Origin of the sequence: Desulfovulcanus ferrireducens (assembly GCF_018704065.1) — a bacterium.
GTDB classification, from domain to species: Bacteria; Desulfobacterota; Desulfovibrionia; order Desulfovibrionales; family Desulfonatronovibrionaceae; genus Desulfovulcanus; species Desulfovulcanus ferrireducens.
The window spans coordinates 99,224-108,988 of record NZ_JAGUQP010000004.1 but is presented as its reverse complement, the minus strand read 5'-3'; the positions used below and the strand labels follow the sequence as shown (position 1 = coordinate 108,988).

Genomic DNA, 9,765 nt, shown 5'->3' with positions numbered 1-9,765 from the left:
AAAATTGTTCTTGAAAACAAAATAAACTAACCAATAAATTTTAACCATTAACTATTGACAAAAAACACAGTTGCTGAGTTAATTTGCGAGTGCATTTTCTTCAATGCTAACAAAGACTTGGACACATCTAAGGCTTGCTTGCGGGCTGTGCATAATGGGGTTAGTCAATAGAATGTTACTTAATCCCTTTTCTGTTGTTATGATGGGTTGCGAAAGTTCGATGGAATAACCTCCCTATGCACAGCACTTCCGCAATCTTCGCCAAGATGTGTTACCCAACCCGTTTGTAATGCATTTCAGAAAATGCACTCTTCAATTGCGTAGTAATTTGAGGATGTTAATCGTGTCAGAAAGTTGGGTTTTTCTAGTATTGATTTCTTTCATGCTGGTACAAAGACTTGGACCTGTTCTCAAAATTTGCTTGCGGACAGAGCATAATGGGATATTTTGGGTAAACAAATATTCTTTTTATTATCGATAGTTATGGTAATGTAGCAAAATATTTAGCCCATTCATCCCGATGCTCTGTTTTTCCGCAAGCTTTGCCAAGATGGGTTACCCAAGCCGTTTGTAATGCATTTCAGAAACCAATACTTTCAATCAGTGGTTAAAATATGGTTTGGCCACAGACTCTATAAGGCAAACGCGGTCATAATATAATAACGTATAGGCCAAAATCGCCTTGACAACTTGTTGTAGCGCACAGTATTTTTCCCTAAATTATAAATAAAGACATTCGGTGCCCATGGAAAGGGCTTAATAGGGAAGCCGGTGAAATTCCGGCACGGACCCGCCGCTGTGAGTGGGGACAAAACCCGCAATTAGCCACTGCGCCATGTAAAAATGATTACGAAATGGCGCGGGAAGGCGCGGGGAGTAGGTTGATCCACGAGTCAGAAGACCTGCCGAATGGTTCTAAGAAACTTGGTGGAGATGGTAAATCCCCAAGCTGATCAATATCGGCTTGGGGATTTTTTCATTTTATTGCATGCTTTTAAGTAGGAGGGATAATATAGCCATGGAACGTACTCAGGTAGAATATGCAAAAGAGGGAACAGTCACGCAGGTTATGGAAACTATTGCAGCAACAGAAGGCCTGTCCGTTGATTTGGTCCGTGAACGTATAGCCAGAGGCCAGATCGTTGTGCCGCTGAACAAGAACAGAAAGTCTAAGATTGTTGGAATTGGCATGGGGCTCTCAACCAAAATCAATGCCTCCATTGGTACCTCTACGGATATCGTAGATATCGACGCAGAAGTGCGCAAAGCCATTGCGGCTCAAGAAGCAGGGGCGGATACCTTGATGGAACTCTCAGTAGGCGGGGATTTGGATAAAATACGTAGAGAAATACTTGCAGCCGTGGACATTCCTGTCGGAAATGTCCCTCTTTATCAGGCATTTTGTGAAGCGACAGCTAAATACGGTGATCCAAACCGGTTGGACGAGGAGATGCTTTTCGACCTTATCGAACGCCAATGCGAGGACGGCATAAGTTTCATGGCAATCCACTGTGGTATTAATCTTTATACGCTTGAACGACTGGAAAAACAAGGATACCGGTATGGCGGATTGGTGAGCAAGGGCGGCGCCTCCATGGTGGCGTGGATGAAAGCAAACAAGAAAGAAAATCCCCTCTATGAAAACTTTGATCGCGTGGTGGGAATTCTTAAGAAATATGACGTGGTACTCTCTCTGGGTAATGGACTTCGCGCCGGTTCTATTGGCGATTCATTTGACCGGGCCATGATCCAGGAGCTCTTGATCAATTGCGAACTGGCTGAAGAAGGGTTGCGCATGGGATGTCAGATGATGGTGGAGGGCCCCGGCCATGTGCCCATGGACGAGATTGAAGCCAATATCATTTTGCAGAAACGCATGAGCAATTATGCCCCTTACTACATGCTCGGACCTCTACCAACCGATGTCGGTGCCGGCTACGATCACGTGGTAGCAGCCATTGGTGCGGCGCAGTCTGCTCGATTCGGTGCAGATTTGATCTGTTACATTACGCCTGCCGAACATTTGGCTCTCCCTAATGAACAGGATGTAATTGAGGGGGTCAAGGTGGCACGTGTGGCTGCCCACATAGGTGATTTGGGAAAAGATCCCGAAAAGACACGTCAGCAAGATATTGCCATGAGCAAAGCGCGGCGTGACTCGGACTGGGAAGGACAGTTCAGAAATGCCCTCTTTCCAGAAGATGCGAAGAAGATTAGAGACGATCGTTCTCCTTCCTGTGATTCCAAAGTTTGCACCATGTGCGGAGATTTCTGTGCCAACAAGGCCTCAGCGAAAATTTTTAAAGAGGTGCTTGAGAAAAGCCCAAAGGCATGATGTCCGAGGGGCTTCAAATGAGAGTAAAATTCGGGCAAGCGGTGATAATAGACTTGAAAACCACTGGAATATCAATATAGTTGAATATGTTGATTGTAAGCTTTTAAAAAATAAAATGGTTTATATAGGATAGTGTCAATGAAAAAAGCAGTTGTTCTTTTCTCCGGAGGACTTGATTCAACAACATGCCTGGCCATTGCAAAATCACAAGGGTATGAGCTGTATGCCTTGAGTTTTTACTATCACCAACGGCATGATGTGGAAATCAAGGCAGCAAAAAGAGTAGCGGAAAGCATGGGGGTTAAACAGCATTTGGTGCTGGAGGTCCCATTGAATAAGATTGGTGGGTCTGCCCTAACCGATGATATTGATGTGCCCAAGGATCTGAATCCCGAGCAGACAACGGAGATCCCCATTACCTATGTTCCGGCCAGGAATACGATATTTCTTTCTTTTGCACTTGGCTGGGCAGAGGTGCTAGGTGCCGCTGATATTTTTATTGGTGTAAACGCTGTTGATTATTCAGGATATCCAGACTGCAGACCAGAATTTATCGAAGCCTTTGAGAAGATGGCCAATTTGGCTACAAAAGAGACTGTTACAGGGAAATTCAAGTTTCAGATCCACACTCCTCTTGTTAAATTGACCAAGGCCGAAATAATTAAAAAAGGATTGGAACTCGGGGTTGATTACTCGTTAACCCACTCCTGTTATGATCCTGATGAGCACGGTCTTGCTTGTGGTCGATGTGACAGTTGTTATCTAAGGAAGAAAGGGTTTGCCGAGGCAGGAGTTCCTGACCCGACTTTATATAGCCTCAAAAAATAAGATGCCATATTGGGTCAAAGAAATATTTTACACCCTTCAGGGTGAAGGATATTATACTGGTCGTCCCGCAGTGTTTTGCCGTTTTGCAGGATGTAATTTGTGGACGGGCCATGAACAGGACCGAGAAAACGCTGTTTGTAAATTTTGTGATACTGATTTTGTCGGAACAACTGGTCCTGGTGGAGGGAAATTTGATACCGCACACGAATTGGCGGGTGTAATTAGCTCAAAATGGCCGTCTGCTAGCGCAAAGGCTAAACCATTTGTGGTCTGCACAGGAGGAGAACCTTGTCTGCAATTAGATGAGGTGCTTATTGAGTGCTTGCACAGGAAGGGCTTTGAAGTTGCCATTGAGACCAATGGAACACTGCCTTTGCCTGAAAACCTTGATTGGGTCTGCGTGAGTCCCAAGGCTAGCTCTCGGGTAGTCGTGAGAAAGGGCGACGAACTCAAACTTGTTTTCCCCCAGCAAGGCCTGCTTCCGCAAGATGTTGAAGAGTGGGACTTTAAACATTTTTATCTTCAACCTCTGGATGGGGAAGATCTTGAACAAAACACCAGGCTGGCAATAAAGTATTGCTTGGAACATCCCCAGTGGAAACTCAGTTTACAAACACATAAATTTCTTGGAATACCCTGAAATACTTTTAAGTTTTAAAGTTTAGGCGGCCTTGGCTGAGTCAAGGCTTAAAGCATAACACTAACATATAAAACTCTAGACATAGCACATAGATGGAAATATTCGTCACATTTACCTTTGATGCAGCTCATAGATTGCCTAACGTGCCTGAAGGGCATAAGTGCAGTCGTCTGCACGGGCATACATTTAGAGTGGAGGTCCATGTTTCCGGACCAGTTGATGAGCACCGCGGGTGGGTTATCGACTTCGGTGACCTGAAAAAAATATGCAAACCCGTTATTGAGCAATTGGATCATCACTATCTGAATGAAATACCTGGGCTTGAAAATCCAACATGCGAGGTCATAGCCAAATGGTTGTGGCAAAGGCTGATACCTGAACTTCCAAATCTTGCTAAGGTCATTGTCCAGGAAGGGCCTAGTTCGGGCGCGGTGTATAAAGGAGAAACGGATAATACCGGAGCCTTATCGTCATGACCTCCCTCCTCCTTGGCAGCCTTACAATAAAAATGGGCGTGGAATCCCAATAAACTAAGGAGAAAGGATTTTGCCAACCAGGATGAGGCTAACAGACATCAACTTGTTGGAATCTCTGAGTTCGTCAGAGTCTGCTGACTTTTTGAAAAAATTTCGGGAACGCCGGGTGGCTAAAAAGGAAATCCTCTACTCACCGGAGGATAAAGAAAATCTGGTATTTTTGGTAAAGTCTGGGAGAGTTAGAGTTTATCTGGCTTATGAGGACAAGGAGTTTACCCTGGCCATTTTAGAGGCTGGAGATATCTATTCTACACATACTAGAGCCTATACACAGGCTATGGAAGATACAACCATATTGGTTACGGATGTCCGTAACTTTCAAAAGAGTATTACCGAGTTTCCTGCTTTTGCTCTGACTATGGTCAAAGTGTTGGGAGACTTGCTGAAAAATTCAATTACCACAATTAATGGTTTGGTTTTTAAAGACACAAACTTAAGGCTGGTGGACTTTTTAGTCCAGGCTGCAAAAGACACAGGAATACCGGTAGAGCAGGGAATAAAACTGGATCTTGGCTTAACTACGGAAGAAATTGCTCTGGTGGTGGGAGCTACCCGTCAAACAGTTTCGGTTTTATTAAATGATCTGCGGAAGTCGGGCGTTATAGAAAGACTAAACCGTGGGACTATTCTGATCAAGGATTTAGAAAGGTTGCAGGAGATAGCTTCTGTATCCTAGACATCTCTGCAGGAGTTTCTCCGCTAAAGAAATACCACGGCCTATTTGAAACAGGCTGTCCAGTTTGATTATGCTAAACATTTACCGGGCATTTCTCTAGTTGTCCTGCACAAAAGCAGGTCTTTCCATAGCTTGCAAGCTTTCTCTAAATTCTCAGGAAGAAAACAAGGTCGGAGTTATCAACAAAAGCCTGTCCTCTCTGATTGAGAATACAATCCCAATCTCTGGTGTCAAAAATTTTTGTCGTTCCATACTAATTTTTGCAAGGCATATTCTTCTCAAATCTGTCCCGCAACTTTCGCCCTCTTTCTCTAAAGAGCCACTGGGCTGTTCTTTTCTTTCCCAAAAAAGAACTTTAGCCCCAGAGAACATGGCCCATATGCACAACCATATCCCACCTGTCATCCATAAATTTGGTCGTAAACGGAGGGACGAACTCAACCAGCCAAAGCAAAAAAACAGGTCCTAACTATCTACCCTCAGGCGAAACTTGTCTTTTGTTCGCTATAAATTACAACTAAATATCTCAAAAAAAATCGCTAAATTAATTTTTTTAGAAAACTGTCGGCTACCTGACAGAATTTTTTCCTACCCTTCTCTAATAAAGTTAATCATAAAATGTTTTATGTGTTGGCAGGTTAGTTAAATCCCGAATATTGTTCTCTTCGGCAAATCGTCAAGAGCGTATGCAAATATTTTATGTTATGTTATTTTGTAGGCTCGGTTTTTAAAAAAAAGTGTGATCAGTCTTGCTCCGGGTTGAAGGCCCATGGCCCTCAAATCTTGATTTGTATGGTTCAGTTCGCCAATGCTCCGGGATTTATCCGATCAAGCAAGATGTAAGATACCCCGGGAAAAATAGTCGAAGATATACTTAAAGGTGTGTAGGCAATGTAAAGTTATATCCGGTTGATGGAGGTGGGGAAAAATGGACTCTGGTTTTCTGCTTAATGGCTCGTCCTTGATGGCTTTGTTTGGTGTAATGGTTCTGCTTGCAGGAGAACTATTTGCGCTGAAGGAAATAAAAAATCTGACCAGGCTGCTGGTTTTGTCCAGTATCGCTGAGGCCGGATATGTTTTGCTGGGGCTTGGTATAGGTACTTATGAGGGTGTCGCAGGGGCGATGCTGCATTTGGAATATCAGGTTGTAATGCGGGGACTTCTCTTTTTTGCAGCGGCAACATTTATTGCCCGAACTGGAACTCGTAGTACTGAGAAGCTCAAAGGCATAGGCAGGAGTATGCCCGTTACAGCGACCATGTTTGCTTTCGGGCTGTTCGCAGTAATGGGTATCTCGCCATTTAAGGGTTCTATCAGCAAATTTCTGATTATTTATTCAGCTATTCAGAGCGAACATTTGGTTTTCGCCGCCCTCGCCTCCTTAGGCAGCATTATTGAGGCGGTCTATTTCCTTCTTGTGTTCCAAAAGCTTTGTTTTGAGAAGCCGGACCAGGAAGGGCTTGAGGCTGAAAAGGTCAGGGAAGCATCTCCGGCCGCGATGGCCGTTTTATGGTGCTTAAGCGGCCTGACCGCTTTTATGGGGTTGTTCCCAGAACCTTTCATTCACAGTGCGGAACGTGCTGCTGCCCTGTTGTCAGGAGCCGCAGATGCGCATTTGCCTGCCTTTGAATCACCCTGGTCCACTTTGGTTCTCCTTCCTTACGTTGGCGCGTTCGTAGTTTATCTTGTCGGACGTTTTTCGACAGGCTTGCGCAATGCCCTGGCGGTTACCATCGCCGGCATAACAGTATTCCTGACCTGGCAAGGTGGCGATTTTGACAGCCTGTCAAAACTCTTTGCTCTGATTATGGCCGGGGCCTGTTTTTTGGTCACTCTTTATTCGGTCGGCTATTTAAAGGGCAAGCCCCATACAAATCGTTACTTTTTCTTTTTGCTCTTAATGCTGGGCACCTTGCTGGGCCTGACCACCAGCAAAGAACTGGGGAACTTATACGTCTTCTGGGAGTTGATGACCTGGGCTTCTTATCTCCTGGTTGTTCATGAGCAGACGCCAAAAGCCCTGCGTGCCGGGTTTAAATATTTTATCATGTGTACTTCCGGGGCCTATGTAATGCATTTTGCGATTTTAACTCTGCAGATAAAGCTCGGAAGTTTCGACATGGCAACAATTTCGGCAAACTTGCAGTTGTTGTCTCCGAGTCTCATGTTGGCCGTGCTGATAATGTTTATCGTCGGCTTTGGCGTCAAGGCTGGCCTGGTGCCGATGCATAGCTGGCTGCCTGATGCTCATCCTGTAGCGCCCTCATCCATTTCAGCACCGATGTCAGGGATTTTAACCAAAGCGGGTATTTACGGTCTTGCTCGTATTCTCTTTGTTGTCTTTGGAGTAAGTTTACTGGCTGGATTAGGAACTATCCATCAGCTTTCCAGTATCGGATTTATTGTGTCCATGCTTGGAGTCCTGACCCTCCTGTTCGGCGAGGTCATGGCTCTTCGCCAAACTGACATTAAAAAAATGCTTGCCTATTCCACCATGGCCCAAGTGGGAGAGATAGTAATTATCTTGGGGATAGGTACCTACCTGAGTCTTATTGGTTCTCTTTATCATGTCCTGAACCATGCTATCATGAAAAATCTCCTCTTCCTGGCCGTGGGAGCATTGATCTTCCGTTTGAAGAGTCAGGAAATAGCTAAATTTAAAGGCATCGGCCGGGAAATGCCTGTCACGGCTCTCTGTTTTAGTATCGGTATCTTGGCCATTATGGGCTTACCGCCTTTTAACGGATTTATCAGTAAATTCCTAATGCTTTATGCCTGTGTGCAGGCAGGCCAACTGGCATTGGCAGGTTTAATCCTTCTTGGCAGTATTATTGGCGGTTTTTATTATCTGAAGTTGGTCAGAATTATCTTCTTTGAAAAGTATGAGGGCCCGGCGCTCAAGGAAGCTCCGATCACCATGTTGATTGCAATTGTGATACTGTCGGCCTTGGCCGTGTTCAATGGCTTATATCCGCAAGCAGGTATGGCCTTGGTTAAGCCTGTTGCTGATTTAATTGTAGCCAAAGGACACGTGGCTGTGGCTGCTATCCCCAATGTTTCCATTGTTTGGCCCATGGTTGTGTTGGTTCCAATGGCAGGTGCTTTGGTTGTTTACGTCTTGGGAAGACGTTCGGTTGTTGCTAGCGGCTGGTTGGCAGTTGTGACGATGGTCGCAACTTTAATAGCAGTATTTACCGCTTCTCCTGATCTTGACGTATTTTCCTGGAGTTTTGCCTTACTTATCGCCTTCATTGGCGTTTTAAATCTACTCTACTCACAGGGCTATATGGCTCACGGGCATGCCCAAAATCGCTTTTACATGTTTTTTCTCTTGATGATGGGGGGGCTTCTGGGTGTGGCAGTAAGCAATGATCTCTTCAATTTTTTTGTCTTCTGGGAGATCATGAGCAGCTGGACCCTATACTTTGTGATTATCCATGAAGAAACCAAAGAGGCATTACGGGAAGGTTTCAAGTACTTTATTTTCAATTATGTTGGCGCCAGTCTGATGTTCTTAGGACTGATTGTCTTAACTGCCAATGCCGGTACCTTTGAGATGAGTGAACTGGCCGGGCGCTTAAATGCATTGCCGACAAGTCTAGTGGCACTTGGCATGGCCTTGATGTTGATCGGCTTTGCAATGAAGGCAGCCATGCTGCCTTTCCGCATCGACTATCAGATGCATCCAGTAACTGCACCAACACCAGTCAGTGGCTATATTTCTTCTGTACTTTTAAAGAGCGCGCCTTTTGGAATGGCAAAACTGTTCTATGTCTTTGGCGGTGTTGCTCTTATAAGCAAGTTTGGTCTGGCAGGAAAGATGCCGGGGTTAATGTATGCTGTTGCCTGGATAGGCGGCGTAACTCTTTTAATGGCTGCTTCGCTGGCTCTATTGCAAAGTGGAATGAAACGTTTGCTTATCTATCATACAGTGAGTCAGATGGGTTATATCATCTTAGGAGTCAGTCTGGGGACTTCTTTGGGAGTGGCAGGAGGTTTACTACACTTAGTCAACCATATGTTGTTTAAAAACCTACTTTTTCTCGTTGCCGGTGCCATTATGGTAAAGACTGGTATTGAGAGCCTGGACAGGTTGGGAGGGATCGGCAGGAAAATGCCGGTGACTCTCGCTGTCTTTACAATAGGAGCGTTTTCCATTGCCGGCATCCCGCCATTCAACGGATTTACCTCTAAATGGATTATCTATCAGGCAGCCATGGAAAAAGGCTATGTTTTCTTGGCCATGCTATCCATGCTAGCCAGTGTCCTGACCCTGGCTTCGTTTGTGAAGTTTTTGCATTCTGCATTTTTCGGACAATTACCCAGGGAGTTAGAGAATGTGACCGAAGCTCCTAAGAGTATGCTGGTTCCCATGCTGATACTAGCCCTATTGTGTATTCTTTTCGGAGTTTTCCCCGGCTTGCCTCTGGCAACAATTGCCGAAATTGAAACCTGGTTGGGTCTTGCGCCTATCTCACCTTCGCTTTTCGGAATTGATTCGCCTCTGGGAGCCTGGAATGCCGGAGGGATCGCAGTATTATTGGTGCTAGCCTTTATAGCGGGAGTCAGCGTCTATTTTATGGGTAGTAGGAAAATTCGATATACAAAAATTTATACCTGCGGCGTAACTGATCTGACACCTGAAGAAGTGCATCTTAATTCACATAACCTATATGAATCGCCAAAAAACTTGGTAAAGCAATGCGTTAAGGTGCTTTGCCAGATCGTCGGCCTAGGTAAGGGGGTATAA

The 9,765-nt window shown here is 45.0% G+C and carries 6 protein-coding genes and 1 riboswitch; all 6 genes read left to right on the top strand.

The annotated features are described in order from the left end of the window. Positions 1 to 720: 720 nt before the first annotated feature. Positions 721 to 924: riboswitch (cobalamin riboswitch) on the top strand. A 64-nt stretch (positions 925 to 988) separates the two neighbouring features. After that, a complete protein-coding gene (thiC, locus tag KFV02_RS02680) occupies positions 989 to 2,335 on the top strand; it encodes a phosphomethylpyrimidine synthase ThiC (RefSeq protein WP_252379990.1) in 1,347 nt (448 codons plus the stop codon). Between the two features lie 138 nt (positions 2,336 to 2,473). After that, the gene (queC, locus tag KFV02_RS02675) at positions 2,474 to 3,163 is read left to right on the top strand and encodes a 7-cyano-7-deazaguanine synthase QueC (protein WP_252379989.1); all 690 of its coding nucleotides are present in this window, start codon (positions 2,474 to 2,476) and stop codon (positions 3,161 to 3,163) included. A 1-nt stretch (position 3,164) separates the two neighbouring features. Further along, positions 3,165 to 3,803: a 7-carboxy-7-deazaguanine synthase gene (gene queE / locus KFV02_RS02670; protein ID WP_252379988.1), complete on the top strand. Its 639-nt coding sequence runs from the start codon at positions 3,165 to 3,167 to the stop codon at positions 3,801 to 3,803. 92 nt (positions 3,804 to 3,895) lie between these two features. Next, positions 3,896 to 4,279: a 6-carboxytetrahydropterin synthase QueD gene (gene queD, locus KFV02_RS02665; RefSeq protein ID WP_252379987.1), complete on the top strand. Its 384-nt coding sequence runs from the start codon at positions 3,896 to 3,898 to the stop codon at positions 4,277 to 4,279. A gap of 70 nt (positions 4,280 to 4,349) precedes the next feature. After that, positions 4,350 to 5,015: a Crp/Fnr family transcriptional regulator gene (locus KFV02_RS02660; RefSeq protein ID WP_252379986.1), complete on the top strand. Its 666-nt coding sequence runs from the start codon at positions 4,350 to 4,352 to the stop codon at positions 5,013 to 5,015. Positions 5,016 to 5,943: 928 nt separating this feature from the next. After that, positions 5,944 to 9,765 (top strand): proton-conducting transporter transmembrane domain-containing protein, encoded by a 3,822-nt coding sequence (locus KFV02_RS02655; RefSeq protein WP_252379985.1) that lies wholly within the window; start codon positions 5,944 to 5,946, stop codon positions 9,763 to 9,765.